The organism is Mesorhizobium alhagi CCNWXJ12-2 (genome assembly GCF_000236565.1).
In the GTDB taxonomy this organism is placed as follows: Bacteria; Pseudomonadota; Alphaproteobacteria; order Rhizobiales; family Rhizobiaceae; genus Allomesorhizobium; species Allomesorhizobium alhagi.
In genome coordinates, this window is record NZ_AHAM01000027.1 from 127,729 (window position 1) to 144,574 (window position 16,846).

Here is a 16,846-nt window from a genome sequence, read left to right on the forward strand (position 1 = left end):
CATGACCACCCGCATCGACCGCTGCATGGCGAAGCTGAAAGCCGAAGGGCGCCCGGCGCTCGTGACCTATTTCATGAGCGGCGACCCCGATTACGACACGGCGCTTTCGATCATGAAGGCGCTGCCCAAGGCCGGCAGCGACATCATCGAGATGGGCATGCCGTTTTCCGATCCGATGGCCGACGGCCCGGCGATCCAGGCGGCCGGCCTGCGCGCGCTGAAAGGCGGCCAGACGCTGGTGAAGACGCTCGAGATGGCGCGCGACTTCCGCGCCGGCGATGACGAGACGCCGATCGTTTTGATGGGCTACTACAATCCGATCTACAGCCATGGCGTCGACCGCTTCCTGGCAGATGCGAAGGCGTCCGGCATCGACGGGCTGATCGTTGTCGACCTGCCGCCGGAAATGGACGAGGAGCTCTGCATCCCCGCTGTCAAGGCCGGGATCAACTTCATCCGGCTGGCGACGCCGACGACCGACGACAAGCGCCTGCCCAAGGTGCTCCAAAACACCTCCGGCTTCGTCTACTACGTGTCGATGACCGGCATCACCGGCTCCGCGCTGGCCGACACGGCCAAGGTCGCCCCCGCCGTCACCCGCATCAAGAGCCACACCGATCTACCGGTCTGCGTCGGCTTCGGCGTCAAGACGGCGGAACAGGCCCGGGTGATCGGGGCGTCGGCCGACGGCGTCGTGGTCGGCACGGCGATCGTCAATGCGGTGGCCAATGTTCTCGGCCCGAAGGGCGAGAAGACCGCCGATCCGGCCGAAGCCGTGGCGACGCTGGTCAGCGGGCTCGCGCAGGGCGTCCACTCCGCCCGCCTTGCACCCGCCGAATAGTTTCCCATTTTATCCAGACCACGGGAAAAGCGATCATGAACTGGATCACCAATTACGTCCGCCCACGCATCAACTCCATGCTGGGCCGACGCGAAATGCCGGAAAATCTCTGGATCAAGGATCCGGAGAGCGGCGAGATGGTCTTCCACAAGGATCTGGAAACGAACCAGTTCGTCATCCCGTCCTCCGGCCACCACATGAAGATCTCGGCCCGGGAGCGGCTGAAATTCTTCTTCGATGACGGAAGGTTCGAAGTCATCGAAAACCCCAGGGTCGTGACCGATCCGCTGAAGTTCCGCGACGAGAAGCGCTATGTCGACCGGCTCAAGGATGCCCGCGCCAAGACCGGCATGGAGGATGCGATCCTCAATGCGCTGGGCACGATCGAAGGCCTGCCGGTCGTGGCGACGGTTCAGGATTTCGCCTTCATGGGCGGCTCGCTCGGCATGGCCGCAGGCGACGCCATCATCCGCGCCTTCGAGGTTGCGGTGGAAAGGCGGCGGCCGATGATCCTGTTCGCCGCTTCGGGCGGCGCGCGCATGCAGGAGGGCATCCTGTCGCTTATGCAATTGCCGCGGACTACAGTTGCCGTCGACCGGCTGAAGGAAGCCGGGCTGCCCTATATCGTCGTCTTGACCAATCCGACGACGGGCGGCGTCACCGCCTCCTACGCGATGCTGGGCGACGTCCATATCGCCGAGCCGGGGGCGCTGATCGGCTTTGCCGGCCCGCGCGTCATCGAGCAGACGATCCGCGAAAAACTGCCCGACGGCTTCCAGCGCGCCGAATATCTGATGGATCACGGCATGGTCGATATGGTGGTATCGCGACTCGAGCTCAAATCGACGATCGCGCGATTGTTGAAGATACTGATGAAGACGCCGGAAGAGGCGAAAGACCAGGAGCCGGAGATACTGCCGCCCGCCACGGTCCCGTCCGAGGTCCGGCCGCAGGCCTGAAGCGACATTTAACGCCGCGGTCTGACATTGTGCGCAAGCCCGCGCTTGCCTAGGACTTCCTCATGACAACGCTCCTGGCCGACCGCGAAATCGACCGCCTGCTGGCGCTTCACCCGAAGGGTTTCGACCTTTCGCTGGAGCGGATCACGCGGCTCCTCGACCGGCTCGGCAATCCGCAGGACAGGCTGCCACCGGTCATCCACATCGCCGGCACCAACGGCAAGGGCTCGGCCGCCGCCTTTGCGCGGGCGCTGCTCGAAGCCGAGGGCCTGCGCGTCCATGTCCACACCTCGCCGCATCTGGTGAACTGGCACGAGCGCTACCGGATGGGGGCGAAGGGTGGCGGCAGGCTGGTCGACGACGCGGTTCTGGCCGAGGCGATCTCGCGCGCCGCCGAGGTCAATCGCGGCGAGCCTATCACCGTGTTCGAGATCCTGACCGCCGTCACCTTCATGCTGTTTTCCGAACATCCGGCAGATGCGGCCATCATCGAGGTCGGGCTCGGCGGCCGCTTCGACGCGACCAATGTGATTTCACGAGCGGCCGCGAGCCTGATCATGCCGATCTCGCTCGATCACCAGTCGTTCCTCGGCGACCGCGTCGAACTGATCGCCGCCGAAAAGGCCGGCATCATCAAGCCCGGCTGCCCGGTCGTCATCGGCGCGCAGGAAAGCGGGACCGCGCAGGATGTCCTCGTCGAGGTGGCGGACCGGCTCGGCTGTCCGGTCTCGATCTACGGCCAGGACTACCTCGCCTATGAGGAGAACGGCCGCATGATCTACCAGGACCAGTTCGGCCTGATGGATCTGACGCCGCCGCGCCTGCCAGGCCGGCACCAGTTCGCCAATGCCGCCGCCGCGATCGCGACGGTCAAGGCTGCCGGCTTCGAGATCGGCCACCGCGCCGTCGACCGCGCAATGGCAAACGTCGCCTGGCCGGGCCGCATGCAGCGCCTGCCGCAGGGCCGGCTGTCGGACCTAGCGCCCGAGGGCGCGGAAGTCTGGATCGACGGCGGCCATAATCCGGGCGCCGGCCTCGTCATCGCCGAGGCGCTGGTCGAGCAGGAGGAAAAGATCAGCCGGCCGCTGTTTTTGATCTGCGGCATGATCAACACCAAGGACCAGACCGGCTATTTCCGCGCCTTCGAAGGCATGGCGCGCCATGTCTACACGGTTCCGGTCAGCATGAGCGAGGCCGGCGTGCCCAATGCGGAACTCGCCGTGCGCGCCATCGAGGCCGGCCTTTCGGCCGAACCGGTCAGCTCGGTCGCCAATGCGCTGATGCTCTTGCGCGACACATGGGACGAGAGCGAGGCGCCGCCGCGCATCCTTATAGGCGGGTCGCTCTATCTGGTCGGCGCGGTGCTCGCCGAGAACGGCACACCGCCCACTTGAGCAACAAAAAGCCCGGCGCGGGGGCCGGGCTTTCTCGTAAACTGTTTTGGCTGAAATCAGGTGACGTTGCCGCTGATCCAGTGCGACAGCGCGGTCTTGGGCAGCGCGCCGACCTTCATGTCGGCGACTTCGCCGTCCTTGAAGATCATCAGAGTCGGGATCGAGCGAACGCCGAACTGCGCCGCGATCTCCGGATTCTCGTCGATATTAAGCTTTGTGATCTTCACCTTGCCGCCCATTTCGGTCGAGATTTCCTCGAGCGACGGACCGATCATCTTGCAGGGACCGCACCATTCGGCCCAGAAATCAACGACGACCGGACCGGAGGCGTCGAGCACGTCCGCCTTGAAGCTGTTCTTGTCGACCTTCACAGTGGCCATAGGAAATCCTTTCGAGGTTCGAGGTCGCACCACATGTGGTGCCGGAGGCGGATGGCTTCAAGCAGAGTTTGTGTCACGCCTGCGTGAGTCGGACAAGAGCCTCGTCCATCACTTCCGCGGGAAGCTCGATCAGCCGCGGCTCCTCGGTGAAAAGAAGCGCCGCCATAACGGTCTTGCCGGGGTAGAGGGGCGCAAGCAGGGCGCGGTAAAGCGCTAGCTGCACGATATAGGCCGGCGGCACGGCTTCCAGCGTCTGCGGCGCGGGGCGGTTGCTCTTGTAGTCGACGATCTGCACTTCGCCGGCGGTGATCGCGAGCCGGTCGATCGTGCCGGAAATCGCGCGCTCCTTGCCTCTGACTTTCAGCCTGCCCATGACCGAGACTTCGGCGCGAGAACCTTCGGCAAACAGCGGCGAAAAACGCGGCGAGGCGAGAATCGCTTCGACCGAGACCAGCGCAGCTTCGCGCTCTCCGGCCGGCCAGCCCGCGCCGGCGCGTTCAAGATAGCGCCGGCCGGCGGCGGTGCGCTCGGCCGCCGGTAGGGTCGGCAGCATCTGCAAAAGCTTGTGCAGCGCGATGCCGCGGGCGATGGCGAAGCCCGGCTCCACATCCGGATCGAGCACCGGCGAGCGGCCGGAAATCACCGGCTCCCTGGTCTCGTCGATCAGTACCGACGCGCCGGACGGCGAAAGCGGCTTGGGCAGCGATTCCGAGGGCGGCAGATTCTCGAACAGTCTCGGCGGGATTTCCACGACGGCTCGCTGTGCTTCGCCCGCAACCTCAGCCGCGAGACCCGCCGCCGGTCCGGTGCTGATCCGAAAGCGGCGGACGGGGTCACCTCCGGCCGGATGCGCGCGCTCTTCGCTGTGCTCCGAGCCCGCCAGCGCGCGGCTGACGATGGCGTGCCAGGTCGTGTCGTTCTGGCCGCGCTTGCCGTGATAGCCGCAGACGATCAGCCGGTCTTCCGCGCGCGTCATGCCGACATAGAGCAGGCGGCGGTATTCGTCGTCGGCGCGCTCCCTGATGCGCAGCGCCGCCTCCCGCGAGACGCCGTTGGCGATATCGGCGGACGAGCGCCACAGATACGCCTTGACGTCGCGAAGCTCGCCGCGCGGCTCGAAAGGCACCAGGCGCGGCAGATGCTGCTCGCTGAAGGGCGCCGCCCCGCCGTCGACCAGGAACACCACCGGCGCTTCCAGGCCCTTGGCCGCGTGCACCGTCATGATGCGCACCTCATCGCGCGTCTGGTCCATCTCGCGCTTGATGTCGGGGCCGGCGCTTTCCAGCGTCGCCAGGAAGGCCTCCAATCCCGGCAGGCCGGCGCGCTCCTCGGCGAGGCAGAAATTCAGGAACTCGTCGAGAATGTCGCCGGCTTCCTGGCCGAGCCTTGCGATCATGCGGCGGCGCACACCGTCGCGGCCGAGCACGCCCGAATAGAATTCGAAAACCGGCTTGAACGCCGCCTCGCCGGCCCAGGAATCGAGCTTCTCGGCGATCAGGCCCAGCCTTATGTCGGTCTCGCCGTGCTTGCGCAGCGAAGCAGCGAGCGACATGCCCTTGCCGCGGCCGGCTGCGAGCGCGAACAGGTCGTCCTCGCTGAGCGCGAAGACCGGACTCCGGAGCACAGCGGCCAGCGACAGATCGTCCTCAGGCTGGATCAGGAAACGCCCAAGCGCGATCATGTCCTTGACCGCTATATGGCCGGGCAGGCTCAGCCGGTCGGCGCCCGCCACCGGGATCTGCCGGTTTTTCAGGCTGCGCGCCAGCGCGTGGACGAAGCGGTCGCGCTTGCGCACCAGCACCATGACGTCGCCGGCGCTCAGCCTCTTGCCCGTCCCCTCGATGATCTCGCCGGACCGGATCCAGTCCTGAATCGTGGCAGCCACCTGCTCGGCCACCCGCACCGCCGGGGCCTGCGCGTGGTCGATGGCCTCCCGCCAATCCTCCGGCTCCTCGATCGCGGCGGCGCCGATCGACGGCCAGACCTCGACATAGCCGGGCTCGTTGTCGCGGATCGCCTTGTGTCCCGGCGGGTCCGGATCGTGCGACAGGCCGCGGCGGGCCTCTTCGCTGGCAAAGACCAGATCGACCGCAGCGAGCACGTCGCCGGTCGAGCGGAACGACCAGGTCAGCCCGACCCTTTCGAAGCTGCCGTTGGCTCCGCGGATTTTCTGCGAGAATTCGTGGCCGGTTTCTGCGAAGGATTCGGGCGCCGCGCCCTGGAAGGAATAGATCGACTGCTTTTCGTCGCCGACGGCGAACACCGTGCGGTGGACATTGTCGCGAGCGCCCAAGCCGGCAAAGAACTCCTCGGCCAGCCGCTTGACCACATTCCACTGGTCCGGACTGGTGTCCTGCGCCTCGTCCAGCAATATGTGGTCGATGCCCTTGTCGAGCTTGTACTGTACCCACGGCCCGGCATCCTGGCGAGCCAGCAGCCGCACGGTGCGGGTGATCAAATCATTGAAGTCGAGAAAGCCGCGCCCGGCCTTCAGTTGCTCGTAGCGGGCGATCAGCCAGTCGGCGATGGTCAGTGCGGCGCGCGTGCCTTCGAGCATGCGGAACAGCGCCAGCCGGTCGCAGGCGGCCATGATCGCGTCGGTGGCTTGCGCGTAGCGCTGCGGCAGATCGGGCAGGCGGGCGAGCAGCTTCTTGGTGAACAATCTGCCGGTAGCATAGGGCTCGCCATCGCCCTTGAGAAAGCCGCGCGCAAGCAATTGCAGGCGTCTTACCGGATCGGATTCGGCGAAGGCGAGAGCCGCATCGGGGAGGATGTCCTTGAGCACGGAGCGGGCGTCGACCGCGTCAGCGTCGGCCGCGAACCGCTCCAAAAACTCCGGCGGGAATCCGGGAAGCGGCCAGGCTATTGAAGCAATGCCCTCGGCGCTGTCCTCCGGCGTGAAATCGAATTCCGAAAACAGCGCCTCGTAAGGCGCGGGCTCCCCGCCCGCAGCGTCTATCAATATGCGCAGGCTGTCGCGCTTCTGCACGATCTCCTGCAGCAGCATGTCGAGGCCCCATTCGCCGCCGCGTTCCAGCACGGCGGCGAATGCCTCGGCGAGTTCGGGATTGCCGGCCGCAGCGCCCGTAATCATCTCGCGGCGCGCGGTGGCGAACAGCGTCTGCTCCATCGCCGGATCGAGCATCTCGAAATGCGCGGCGATGTTGGCTTCCAGCGGGAACTGGTGCAGTACCGATTCGCAGAACGCGTGGATCGTCTGGATTTTCAGCCCGCCGGGGGTCTCCAGCGCCTGCGCGAACAGGCGGCGAGCGCGCCGCATCTTCTCGGCGTCGGGTTTGCGGCCGTCCAGCTCTTCGATCGCTTTCGCCAGTTCCTCGTCGCCGAGCATCGTCCAGGACGACAGGCTGGAAAAGACTCGGTTCGACATGTTGGCGGCGGCCGCGCGGGTATAGGTCAGGCACAATATCCTCGAGGGATCGGTGCCCTCCAGCAAAAGCCGGATGACGCGCTGCGCCAGCACATGCGTCTTGCCGGAGCCGGCATTGGCCGACACCCAGACGGAGTGCTGCGGATCGGAGGCCTTTGCCTGCCGCTCGGCGGTCTCGAAGGGGACTGTGAACTTCTTCTTCATTCGCCGGTGTCCACATCGTCCGGCCCGTCGCCGCCGGCCGACCACTCCAGGACCCGCGCCAGATGATCGTAGTCGCCGTCGGTCTCGCCTTCCCGGAACGGCAGAGCCCGCGAAAGATAGCCGGCTTCCGGCTCGTTGTAGTGCTCCAGCAGCGCTTCAAGCCGCTCCCAGGCTTCCTGCGACAGCGCCGGGCCTGATTTGGGCGTCCCGTTCACGCGCAGGATCGATTCCTCCAGCACCAGGCCGTTGGCTTTCAGCCGCACGAATGCGAGTTCGGCCGGCGTGCGGGCGCCGAGCTCGCGGAACGCGCCGCGCTGCAGCAGCGCGCCTTCCAGCGCCAGTTGCGGCGCAAGCAGCGTGTGCGCCTGCATTTTCGAAGGCGAGGAGCCGGTCTTGTGGTCGATTATGTCGGCCATGCCGGCCGGCAGCAGGTCGATGCGGTCGGCATAGCCCGACAGCGTCACGCCGGAGCCGCCGACTTCAGTCGCTTCGGCATGCGCCTCCGGATGGCGGCTGACAACATTTGCCGCACGGGCGCGCTCCCAGGCGATGAATTCCGCAGCCATCTTCATGAAGCGCGGCCACCATATCGCCTCGACGTCCTCCGGCAGCGCGCACTCTGCAAAGCCCTCGCGGCCAGCCTCGATGAGCAGCTCGTAGGCTTCCTCATTGCGCGGATCTGCAACCGTCTCGGAGAAGCGGTGGAGTATCCTGTGGAACAGCGTGCCGCGTTCGGCCGCGCCGGGGTCGCGCACCAGCGGATCGATCGGCGCGAGGCTGAGTATCTTGCGCGCATAGACCGCGTAGGGATCGCGCCGCAGCGTCTCGATCTCGGTCACGGAAAAATGGCGAGGACGGACGTCGAGCGGCGGCTTCGGCGCGGGCCGTTTGGCGAACCTGACCGGCGCACCGGCATCGAGCGCACGCGCCCAGTCGAGCAGCGAAGCGCCGCGCGCGCGCATGATCCCGGCCTGGTCGGGTCCGGCGAAGGCCAGCAGGCGCTGCAGCCAGCGTGACGGCACCGCAGGCGCGTCGCCTGAGCGTGCCGAGCGCGCCAGGATTATGTCTTCCGTTCCCACCGCCATCTGGAAATCATGGGCCGACTGGCCGATGCGGCGCTCCGGCGGCTCGAGGTCGATGCCGGTCTTCATGACGCGCGACATGAAGCGGTCGGCCTGCGGCTTGCGCGGCCAGACGCCCTCGTTCAGCCCGCCGACAACCAGCGTGTCGACCGACTGCAGCCGCGCTTCTAGAGCGCCCCAGATCGCGATGCGGCTGTCGGTTCCGTGAGCCGGCTTGACGATTTCGGGCGCAAGCAGCGCCTCCAGCACGTCCGGCCATTCCGCCGCGTCGAAAGTGAGCGACGCCGTCGAAGCGACCAGCCCGCGCAGCAGTTCGGCGAGCTTCTCGCCGACGTCGCCGGCATAAAGCGCGTCATTGCCGCCTTCGGGACCGCGCGCAAAATTTTCGAGCGTCATCACGGTGGCGCGCATGATCGCCGTCAGCTCGACCTCGCCGGCTCGCCGGAACGGAGCCAGCGGCGCGATGGCTTCGGCGAGCCGCCGCAACACGCTGCGCGCCGCGTTGATGCGCCGCTCGCCCAACCTTTCAGACCATGCGGGCTGCCGTTTCTGGCTGGCCAGGGCCGCATACCGCTCCTCGAAAAGAGTCACCAGCTCATGGACGTCCGGCCTGCCCGTGCCGCCGCGCAGCGCGACCAGCTCGATTGTCTCCACCGCCGCCCGGACGGAGCTCCGCTCCAGCCCGAGCGAAATCAGCGGATGCTTGAGCAGCGACAGCAGCGACAGCGGATCGCCCGGGCTGAACGCCGCCTTGACCAGCAGGCGCAGAAGCGCTCCGGGCGCGGTGTTGGCGAGCGGGACGCCGCCTGAATCATCGGCGCGAACACCGAAGCGCAGCAGTTCGGCCGATACCCGGCGCGCCAGGTTTCTGTCGCCGGTGACCAGCGCGGCGGTGCGGCCCGGCGCCTCGACGGCCGCCTTCAGCGCGACCGCGATGGCCGCCGCCTCGTCCCGCTCATTGGCGGCTTCCAGCAGCGTCACACCGGAGAGCGCATCGGCCAGTTCGCCGGAATTCATGGTGCCGCGCCGCCCGGCCCAGTCGTCGGTGGTTTCGGCCGGCCTGAGCGCCTCGCCGACCAATGCCGCGCGCGCCGACATCGCCTTGTTTGGCGACCCGACCTCTTCGACATCGGCGCGCAGAATGCCGATCTTCTGCAGGAGCTTTGCCAGGCCGTATTGCGGGTGGCCCAGCACCGAAGCCTGCGGCGCAAGGTCCGAGATGACCGACCAGGACCGCTCATCGAGCGTCTTGTCCAGTCCGGGCAGCACCACGGCGCCGTTCGGCAGACGTGCGATGGCCGACAGCAGCTCGGCGGTCGCTGGTATGGAGCCGGTAGAGCCGGCCGCGACTACCGAGCCGGCCGGCGGATTGTGCTTCAGCCGCTCGGCCTCCAACCGGATCAACGCGCTTCGGTGCGCGGCCGGGTTCGACTGCCCGCGCTCTGCGAGCAGCGCCGGCCATGCCGAGGTTACGATTTCGAGGAAATCCAGCGTCACCTGCCACCAATTGGCGAGGTCGCCCGAAACCAACTCGCTGAGCTTCTTCCAGTCCGAACCCTCGGTTTCGATCTCGTCCATCAGCGCGGCGAGGTCGCGCGCCAGCCAGATGGCGTCGGCTGTCGAGGCCGGCACGACGATGTCTTCCTCGAACAGGGCCGCGACATGGGCAGGCAGGCGGCGCTTCCAGGCGCGCACCATCGGCGCAAGCAGCAGCAGCCGGTCCGCCGCCGCGATGGGCGGCAAGAGATCGATCGCGTCTGCGCCGCCCGGGGCGAAGATCGCCTCGTCCTCGTCGAATTCGCCAAGCGGCCGGATCACCGGCAGGATCGCCGAACGCCCGCCCGCCATGTCGACGAACACGCCCCGCAGCTCGCGCGCGGCGCGGCGCGTCGGCACGTAGATCGTCACATCGGCCAGGGCCAGCGGATCGCCGTCGAAGCGGAAGCCGGGCACGAGCCGGCCGCCATTCAGCGCCTCGGCCAGGGTCGGCAGGAAGGCGACGCCGGGCGGGATTGAAAACACCCGCGGCGGCTTTCCGCCGCCGGTCATGCGCCGACCGCTTGAGCCCGCGCGACAGCCGCCTCGGCCGGCGCGAGTGCGTCCGGTGTGCCGACCGTGATCCAGCTGCCATTCATGCGCAGGCCGAACAGCCGGCCCGCCGCGATTGCGCGGTCGAAATAGAGATTGAGCGAGTGTTTCGTGATTGCTGCGCCGGCAAAGATTCCGGGTTGGACGATCGCTGCTCCGGCATAGATCAGGCCGGACAGGTCGCCGCCGGCGCGGGACAGGCGGCCGTCGGGCGCGGCCAGGAAATCCGTGCCGCCGCTATGGCCGGTGGCCGACCGCAGGTCGGCCAGCATCAAAAGCATATCCATCTTCGACGCATCCCACGCCGCAGCGAGCCTTGCGAGATTGGATTCGGCCTCGTCGACCCAGAAAGTGTCGGCGTTGATGACGTAGAACGGTTTTGGCCCAAGCTCCGGCAGCGCCTTGACGATGCCGCCGGCCGAATCGAGCAGCGCCTCGCTTTCATCGGAAATTATTATACTCGGCTTCTGCCGCCGGCTCACATGGGCGACGATCTGTTCGGGCAGATAGTGGACGTTGACGACGGCCTTGGCGACGCCGACTTCGGCCAGGCTGTCCATTCCCCAATCGAGCAGCGGCTTGCCGGCGACTTCGATCAGCGGCTTTGGCTTTGTGGCGGTAATTGGCCGCATGCGTATGCCGAGCCCGGCGGCGAGGACCATCGCGGTATCAGGCGCGCCATTCATTCCGCGGTATCTCCAAGCAGGCCGTTGCTACTGTAGAAATCCTTGAGCCCGGCGAGCGCCGGATGCGCCAGGGCCCGGCCGAGATAGGCGCGGATGCGAGGCAAATGGCGAAGATAGTCAGGCTTGCCGTCGCGCTCGTTGAGACGCACGAAAATGCCGAGGATCTTCGAATTGCGCTGCGCCGCCATCGCCGCATAGGCTTCGCTGAAACCGGCTTCGTCGAACGGGCCCGCCGCCCGGCGCGCGGCGACATAGGCGTCGTAGGTCGAACGCTCGATTTCAGGCGAAACAGTCACGCGCGCATCCATGGCCAGCGATGCGAGATCATAGGCCGACGGCCCGATCAGCGCATCCTGGAAATCGAGTACGCCGATGCGGTCGTGGCCCTGGCGTTCGCCGCGCCAGATCAGGTTCGGCGAGTGGAAATCGCGCAGCATCAGCGTCTTTTCCGTACCTTCCAGTCGGTCGAATACCGCATTCCATACGTTCTCGAAGCCGCTTCTCACCTTATCATGAGCCGGCTTACCTGTTGCGAATGGAATATACCAGTCGACCAGCAATTCCGCCTCGATCATCATGGCATCGCGGTCGAAAGGCGGAACGAGATGATGCACGCCCATCGCCGCTTCCATACGGCTTGGCCACTTCCGGCCATGCATCATGGCGAGCAGTTCGGCCGCAGCGGCATAACGCCCGGCCACCGGTTTTCCGTCATCGAGAAAGCTGCCGGAGCCGAGATGCTCGATGAGCAAAAAGCCCTGTTCGAGATCGGCGGTGAAAATCTCCGGAACCGCCACGCCGCCGGCCTTCAGCGCGCGGTCGATGGCGACGAAGGCCGAGACGGACTGCGCCGTATGGGCGATCTCGGCATAGGGTTTCCCGTCGCGGACCGGCGGCCCGAGCACCAGTTTCGGCGAATTCATCAGCACTAGCGGCGGCTGGCCATCATCATCGACGATCTCGTAGGAGCGCGCCGATGCGTCTCCGGCGAAGTATTTCCGCTCCGCGTCGGCATGGCCCGACCGCGCCAGAAAATCGCGCGCGGCTAGCGAGCGGCCGATGCGCTCGATGGCGGCGCCAGTCCCGGTGATCCGGGCAAGCCTGCCCGCATCCTGATGGGTAAGCTCGAGATGGACGGCGCTTTCCGGCAGGCGGCTCGCCGCCCGGTCCGGCCATTCGACGAGAGCCGCGCCCTGCGCGATCGCGTCGTCGAAACCCAGTTCGTCAAGCTCGGCCGCCGATGCCAGCCGGTAAAGATCGAAATGATGAACCGGAACACGCCCCTCATAGGCCTGCACGAGAGTGAAGGTCGGGCTCGGAACCTCCAGCTCCGCGTCGCCGGCCAGCGCCCGGATCAGACCGCGCGCCAGCGTCGTCTTGCCGGCGCCCAGATCGCCTTCGAGCGCCAGAACATCGCCGGCGTGCAACGCCAACGCCAGATCCGCTCCGAGCATGGTCGTCGCACGCTCGTCGGGGAGGAACCGCTCAAGGCTCGAAAAATCCATCAGGCAGCACTACTCCGCCGCGGCGCGGACGCCGCTCGGCGCTGCCGGAAATTCGCAGGTCACCGTGGTGCCGCGATTCTGGCCGGTGTCGATGCGCACCTTGCCGCCATGCAATTCGACGAAGCTCTTGACGATCGACAGGCCGAGCCCGGCGCCGCGCCGCCTGCCGCCATTGACCCGCGGCTCGAAGCGCCGGAACACAGTGTCGAGGATTTCGGGCGGCATGCCGGGACCGTCATCATGTACGGAAAATTCGACCCCGTGCGGCAACTGTTGGCAGGAGAGCGTGATCGTGCTCGCCTCCGGCGCATAGTTCACGGCATTGCTCAACAGATTGTAGAGTATCTGGCGGATGCGGGTTTCGTCTCCGTGGAAAGTCTTCGGCGCGCCGGATGCGTCGACCTCCAGCCTGATCGAATGCTCCTCCAGCCGGTCGGCCACAAGTTCGGCCGCCGCCGCGATCGTCTGGTCGATACGAACCTCGGCGATCTCCAGCTCCATGATGCCGGCGTCGACGGTGGCGAGGTCGAGAATGTCGTTGACGATGGTGAGCAGCACGGAAGACGACGAGCCGATATGCTCGACATATTCGCGCTGGCGCGGCGCCAGCGGTCCGGTGGCGGCCAGCGACAGGAGTTCGGTAAAGCCGATGATGTTGGTCAGCGGCGAGCGCAGCTCGTAGGACACGTGCTGGACAAAATCGTTCTTGAGCTGGTCGGCCTTCTGCAACGCCTCGTTCTTCTCCTTCAGCGCGCGCTCGACAGCGACGCTGTCGGTGACGTCGACGAAGGTCATCATGACCTGGCCGTTGGGCAGGTGGATGATGGCGTAGCGCAGCACCGTGCCGTTCACTAATTCGGTCTGGCCGTGCCGGTCGCGCCGCTCGTCATCGAAGCCGGTCACCGCCGCGACGAAGCCGCCCCAGGGGCTGTCCTTGGCGAGCGCCTCGCACCGCTCGCGGATCGCCGATATGTGCATCTTCTGGCCGACAATATCGGCCGGCAATCCCCACAGACCGGTAAAGGCGGGGTTCGACAACCTGATGCGACCGTCAGGCCCGAACACGGCCACGCCTTCGGCCAGATTGTCGAGCGTCTCGCCCTGCACCCTGACCACCGTATTGTAGCGGCTTTCGAGGTTCATCTTCTCGGTCAGGTTCTCGAACACCCATGTCACGCCGCCCTTGGGCTGCGGGTTGGCGACGACGCGGATCGTGCGGCCGTCGGGCAGATGCCACCAATGCTCCTGGGTCTCGACCGCGCGATAGGCGGCAAGCAGGTTTTCCTTCCAGCGCCGCCATTCCGGCTGCTCGGCGATCTTGCCTTCGCTGCGCAGCCGGTCGAGCAGCAGCGCATTGTCGGGCGCGCTGGCCAGGAAGCCGCCATCGAGATCCCACAGCTTCTGGAAGGCCTGGTTGAAGAAGCGCAGCTTTTGACCGCTGTCGAAAATCGCCACTGCCGTGTTGAGCTGGTCGAGCGTGTCGGCATGGCTGCGGACCGTCCGCTCATACTCTTCGCGGATCGCCTCGATTGCGCTCATGTCGATGGCGATGCCGGCAGAGCCTTCGCCGCCGGCGTAATTGGTGACGGTGAAGACCTTGCGGTCGCCGCCGATAACAGTCGACAGCTTCTGCTCGAAGACCGGCGCGGCGAGATGCTGGCGGGCGATCGCCTCGCGCGCCGGCGTGCCGAGAAATTCCCTGCCTTCGCTGATCGCGGCGTCGGGGCTCGAAGCCTCCACCGCTTCGGCATAGGCACGGTTCACCCATTTCAGCTGTCCGTCGGCCGAGCGGATCCAGAACGGCATCTTCAGGGCGTCGACCAGCCCTAGCATATTCTCGTGCTCGGTAGAGAGCCGCTGGTTTTCCAGCCGCAGCCGCGCCTGGTTGCGCTGCGCCTCCGACAGCGACACGAACTTTATCAGCACATGGGCAGGGGTCTTGCGTCCCTGGACCTCCAGCGGTGCGCCGCTTTGCGTCTCGACCACGAGGTCGAAGGACACGGCCCTTTCGCGCAGTCGGGTCATTGCGTGGTCGAGCGCTGCCGCCGAGCGCGGCATCAGCCAGCGCCCGAAGGCCAGGAAAGCGGCGCGATCTTCAGGCGCGCCGGTCTCCGCCGGCAAGGCTCCGACCAGTTCCGGCTTCTGCTTCTCAGACGCCCACACCACCACGCGCTGGTCGCGCAGGTTGAGGAGGGCGTCGGAACGCTGCAGCGACGCGTTGAGATCGGCGATGCGGTTGCGCAGCTCCACATTCTCGGCCGATGTGCGCGCCCGTTCGCGGATCAGGACGATGGCCGAGATCAGCGCCGCGCCCATGACGCCGGCGAACATGGAAATCTGGATCACCTCGACCGTGTCAACCGAGAGGCCGGACGAGCGCACGACGGCTTCGGTCTGCGCGAACGCCAGATCGGCAGCCAGAAGCGTGGAAAGCGAGGTCGCGCCGAGCAGGCGCCGAACGGGGGAACGCGCGAACAGGCGCTTCGGCCATGCTCCGCCGAACCGCGCGCCGGCATGTGAATCATTGCGGCCGCCGGTAACGGCCAGTCCCGCCCTGTGCGGGTATTCCCCCGGCATGCCTTGTTCCTCTCCGCCGTCCGATTTCAAGACCGCCCGGCAATGCCCCGGCGGTCCGCCCAAAGAGCCGAAGCATCGCGAATCACGTCACCATACAGTCTGGGCGAATCGGCGTGAAGAAGGCTGCGGCGCAAAAAGAAAAACCGGGCGAAAGTCAATCGCCCGGTTTCAATATCTGGTAGTTTGGCAAACGCAGATTAGTATCTGTAGTGTTCCGGCTTGAACGGACCCTGCTGCGTCACGCCGATATAGGCAGCCTGCTCGCCGCTGAGCTCGGTAAGCCTGGCGCCGAGCTTGTCGAGGTGCAGCCGGGCGACCTTTTCGTCGAGGTGCTTGGGCAGGACATAGACCTCGTTCTTATAAGCGCCGGGCTTGGTCCACAGTTCGATCTGCGCCAGCACCTGGTTGGTGAAGGATGCCGACATGACGAAGCTCGGATGGCCCGTCGCATTGCCGAGGTTGAGCAGCCGGCCCTCGGAAAGCAGGATCATCCGTTTGCCGTCCGGGAAGGAGATCATGTCGACCTGCGGCTTGATGTTGGTCCATTTCAGGTTGCGAAGCGCCGCCACCTGAATTTCGTTGTCGAAATGGCCGATATTGCCGACGATCACCATGTCCTTCATCATGCGCATGTGGTCGAGCGTGATGACGTCCTTGTTGCCGGTGGTGGTGATAACGATGTCGGCGGTGGGGGCCGCATCTTCCAGCGTCACGACCTCGAAGCCGTCCATAGCCGCCTGAAGCGCGCAGATCGGGTCGACCTCGGTAACCTTGACGCGGGCGCCGGCGCCCTTGAGCGAGGCGGACGAGCCCTTGCCGACATCGCCATAGCCGCAGACCACGGCAACCTTGCCGGCCATCATCGTGTCGGTGGCGCGGCGGATGCCATCGACCAGCGATTCCTTGCAGCCATACTTGTTGTCGAACTTCGACTTGGTGACCGAATCATTGACGTTGATCGCCGGGAAGGGCAGCAGGCCCTTCTTCTGCAACTGGTAGAGACGGTTGACGCCGGTCGTGGTCTCTTCGGTGACGCCGCGGATCGCGGCCTTCTGTCTGGCGAAGAAGCCTGGCGTCGCCGCCATGCGCTTCTTGATCTGGGCAAACAGGATCTCTTCCTCCTCGCTGCCCGGATTGGACAGCACGTCCTCGCCGGCTTCGGCGCGCGCGCCGATCAGAATGTACATCGTGGCGTCGCCGCCATCGTCGAGGATCATGTTCGACGTGCCGCCATCGGCCCACTGGAAGATGCGGTCGGTGTATACCCAATAATCTTCCAGCGTTTCGCCCTTGACCGCGAACACCGGAACGCCGGAGGCGGCGATAGCCGCGGCGGCATGGTCCTGCGTGGAGAAGATGTTGCAGGAGGCCCAGCGGATCTCGGCGCCGAGCGCCTTCAGCGTCTCGATCAGCACCGCGGTCTGGATGGTCATGTGCAGCGAGCCGGTGATGCGCGCTCCCTTGAGCGGCTTGGCCGAACCGAATTCTTCGCGGCAGGCCATTAGGCCGGGCATTTCGGTTTCGGCGATCTCGATTTCCTTGCGGCCCCAGTCGGCGAGCGAAATGTCGGCGACGATGTAATCCTTATCTGCCATGGCAGCGCTCCGGTGAAATGAGTTTGACGCGCGCCCCGGCGCAAAGCCGTTCAAAAGGCGCAATTTATCGGCGCCTGACTATCAGATAAGCCGGCCCCCGACAATGGGATATAAAGAAATCTTTATTCGTGCATGTCCCGGAGGGAC

10 protein-coding genes are annotated in these 16,846 nt (G+C 65.9%); 3 read left to right on the top strand and 7 right to left on the bottom strand.

The window, feature by feature from the left end:
* Window position 1 precedes the first annotated feature (1 nt).
* The 3 genes from trpA (at window position 2) to MAXJ12_RS03555 (ending at window position 3,194) form a co-directional block, all read left to right on the top strand.
* On the top strand, window positions 2–841 hold the full coding sequence (trpA, locus tag MAXJ12_RS03545; protein WP_008834392.1) for a tryptophan synthase subunit alpha: 840 nt from the start codon (window positions 2–4) through the stop codon (window positions 839–841).
* A 35-nt stretch (window positions 842–876) separates the two neighbouring features.
* The gene (gene accD / locus MAXJ12_RS03550; RefSeq protein WP_008834393.1) at window positions 877–1,800 is read left to right on the top strand and encodes an acetyl-CoA carboxylase, carboxyltransferase subunit beta; all 924 of its coding nucleotides are present in this window, start codon (window positions 877–879) and stop codon (window positions 1,798–1,800) included.
* Between the two features lie 62 nt (window positions 1,801–1,862).
* The gene (locus MAXJ12_RS03555; RefSeq protein WP_008834394.1) at window positions 1,863–3,194 is read left to right on the top strand and encodes a bifunctional folylpolyglutamate synthase/dihydrofolate synthase; all 1,332 of its coding nucleotides are present in this window, start codon (window positions 1,863–1,865) and stop codon (window positions 3,192–3,194) included.
* A gap of 56 nt (window positions 3,195–3,250) precedes the next feature.
* On the opposite strand, the gene trxA is transcribed toward MAXJ12_RS03555, so the two are convergent.
* The 7 genes from trxA to ahcY all read right to left on the bottom strand — a co-directional run bounded on the left by trxA (window position 3,251) and on the right by ahcY (window position 16,699).
* Window positions 3,251–3,574: a thioredoxin gene (gene trxA, locus MAXJ12_RS03560; protein ID WP_008834395.1), complete on the bottom strand. Its 324-nt coding sequence runs from the start codon at window positions 3,572–3,574 to the stop codon at window positions 3,251–3,253.
* A gap of 73 nt (window positions 3,575–3,647) precedes the next feature.
* Entirely contained in the window at window positions 3,648–7,166 is a 3,519-nt protein-coding gene (gene addA, locus MAXJ12_RS03565) for a double-strand break repair helicase AddA (protein WP_008834396.1), read from the bottom strand.
* A complete protein-coding gene (addB, locus tag MAXJ12_RS03570; protein WP_008834397.1) occupies window positions 7,163–10,297 on the bottom strand; it encodes a double-strand break repair protein AddB in 3,135 nt (1,044 codons plus the stop codon). Before addB ends, addA begins: the two co-directional genes overlap by 4 nt.
* A complete protein-coding gene (locus MAXJ12_RS03575; RefSeq protein ID WP_008834398.1) occupies window positions 10,294–11,022 on the bottom strand; it encodes a nucleotidyltransferase family protein in 729 nt (242 codons plus the stop codon). The genes addB and MAXJ12_RS03575 overlap by 4 nt, the downstream gene beginning before the upstream one ends.
* The gene (locus MAXJ12_RS03580) at window positions 11,019–12,527 is read right to left on the bottom strand and encodes a bifunctional tRNA (adenosine(37)-N6)-threonylcarbamoyltransferase complex ATPase subunit type 1 TsaE/phosphotransferase (RefSeq protein WP_008834399.1); all 1,509 of its coding nucleotides are present in this window, start codon (window positions 12,525–12,527) and stop codon (window positions 11,019–11,021) included. Before MAXJ12_RS03580 ends, MAXJ12_RS03575 begins: the two co-directional genes overlap by 4 nt.
* 9 nt (window positions 12,528–12,536) lie before the next feature.
* Entirely contained in the window at window positions 12,537–15,104 is a 2,568-nt protein-coding gene (locus MAXJ12_RS03585) for a sensor histidine kinase (protein ID WP_008834400.1), read from the bottom strand.
* 197 nt (window positions 15,105–15,301) lie between these two features.
* Window positions 15,302–16,699 (bottom strand): adenosylhomocysteinase, encoded by a 1,398-nt coding sequence (gene ahcY, locus MAXJ12_RS03590; protein ID WP_008834401.1) that lies wholly within the window; start codon window positions 16,697–16,699, stop codon window positions 15,302–15,304.
* Window positions 16,700–16,846: the final 147 nt, after the last annotated feature.

Excerpts from the sequence above, each read along its gene's own strand:
- MAXJ12_RS03585 (WP_008834400.1), bottom strand. The coding sequence starts at position 15,104 with ATGCCGGGGGAATACCCGCACAGGGCGGGACTGGCCGTTACCGGCGGC.
- MAXJ12_RS03580 (WP_008834399.1), bottom strand. The coding sequence starts at position 12,527 with ATGGATTTTTCGAGCCTTGAGCGGTTCCTCCCCGACGAGCGTGCGACG.
- trpA (WP_008834392.1), top strand. The coding sequence starts at position 2 with ATGACCACCCGCATCGACCGCTGCATGGCGAAGCTGAAAGCCGAAGGG.
- accD (WP_008834393.1), top strand. The coding sequence starts at position 877 with ATGAACTGGATCACCAATTACGTCCGCCCACGCATCAACTCCATGCTG.
- MAXJ12_RS03575 (WP_008834398.1), bottom strand. The coding sequence starts at position 11,022 with ATGAATGGCGCGCCTGATACCGCGATGGTCCTCGCCGCCGGGCTCGGC.
- addB (WP_008834397.1), bottom strand. The coding sequence starts at position 10,297 with ATGACCGGCGGCGGAAAGCCGCCGCGGGTGTTTTCAATCCCGCCCGGC.
- MAXJ12_RS03555 (WP_008834394.1), top strand. The coding sequence starts at position 1,863 with ATGACAACGCTCCTGGCCGACCGCGAAATCGACCGCCTGCTGGCGCTT.
- addA (WP_008834396.1), bottom strand. The coding sequence starts at position 7,166 with ATGAAGAAGAAGTTCACAGTCCCCTTCGAGACCGCCGAGCGGCAGGCA.
- ahcY (WP_008834401.1), bottom strand. The coding sequence starts at position 16,699 with ATGGCAGATAAGGATTACATCGTCGCCGACATTTCGCTCGCCGACTGG.
- trxA (WP_008834395.1), bottom strand. The coding sequence starts at position 3,574 with ATGGCCACTGTGAAGGTCGACAAGAACAGCTTCAAGGCGGACGTGCTC.